The following is a 1031-nucleotide window of genomic DNA, read 5'->3' as shown; positions in this document are numbered from 1 at the left end:
GCAACAAAATAAAACAAGTCAAACTTAAAATAAGATAGAGTGATGAAAAAGGAAAGAAGAAACATGGAAGAAATAGATCGTTTCATAGGAAAAACTTTTGGTATGAGCCAAGCTGAAAATTCAAGTGAACAATCTGTCTCTGAATTCCGGGAAAAGGGAATGAAAACTATTCAAGAGCAAAAACAACAAGAAACAGGACATGCCATAGAGCATGCCACGCCATCCGAGCCTGTACTGCATACAGAGCATGCAACTATTCAACGACGCATCAGTGCCAAGATGAGAAAAGAGACACTTGACGCATACAAGCAGGCGTTCCTTGTTCCAACAAAGCTAAGTGAGAGAAAGGCGGTCTATCTGAGCAGGGAAACACAGGAACGTGCGGACTTCATCGTCCGCAGGTTAGGTGATAAAGGAGCCAATGTCTCGAGCTTCATCGAAAACCTTGTGCGTATCCATTTGGAGGAATACGGTGAGGATATAGAAAAATGGAGGAAGCTGTAAACAACAGAAAAACGGTCAAGGACTATCGAGTAAAAGGATGTCCCTTTCACTCAAAATCCTCGACCGTTTTAGGGTAGTACCAACAATAGATTTTTACTGAACACATTGAACGGTGGGAATGCCACGAACACAGTTAATCTTCTGAATGCATAGCATTCATTTTTGGACGACAAAACGCTTTATGCGTAAACGTTTCGTTAGCTGACATTGCAAGACGTCAGTTTGTACCCACAAACTGCGCTTGCTCCCCTCGTTCGGTTATCGGGGAGATTAGACCGTAATCACTCCGTTCTCATCGGTCAGCGTTCGGAAATTAAGCAAGATTGAAAACAAAGAAAAGAGGACTTTTATATGAACAGATATGATAGCAGAACTGCCAAATGGCAGCAACGAGGTAAAGAAGAAGCGAGGATGAACAAGACGGAGTTCATCAAGGTAAGATGCACCTTAGAGGAAAAGCAGCGCATCAAGTCAAAGGCGGAAAGCACAAGACGGAAGTTCTCAGACTACTGCCGTGAAATACTCCT

The 1031-nt window shown here is 42.9% G+C and carries 2 protein-coding genes; both read left to right on the top strand.

From position 1 onward, the window contains the following. Nucleotides 1-42 precede the first annotated feature (42 nt). Nucleotides 43-504 (top strand): DUF3408 domain-containing protein, encoded by a 462-nt coding sequence (locus HMPREF0658_RS10585; protein WP_004373320.1) that lies wholly within the window; start codon nt 43-45, stop codon nt 502-504. A 351-nt stretch (nt 505-855) separates the two neighbouring features. Further along, nucleotides 856-1031: plasmid mobilization protein (locus tag HMPREF0658_RS12055; RefSeq protein WP_006950788.1), on the top strand; the 176-nt coding region annotated here is incomplete at its 3' end.

The sequence above is a fragment of the Hoylesella marshii DSM 16973 = JCM 13450 genome (assembly GCF_000146675.1).
In the GTDB taxonomy this organism is placed as follows: domain Bacteria; phylum Bacteroidota; class Bacteroidia; order Bacteroidales; family Bacteroidaceae; genus Prevotella; species Prevotella marshii.
The sequence above is the reverse complement of the archived record's forward strand: the minus strand, read 5'-3'. Positions and strand labels throughout refer to the sequence as shown.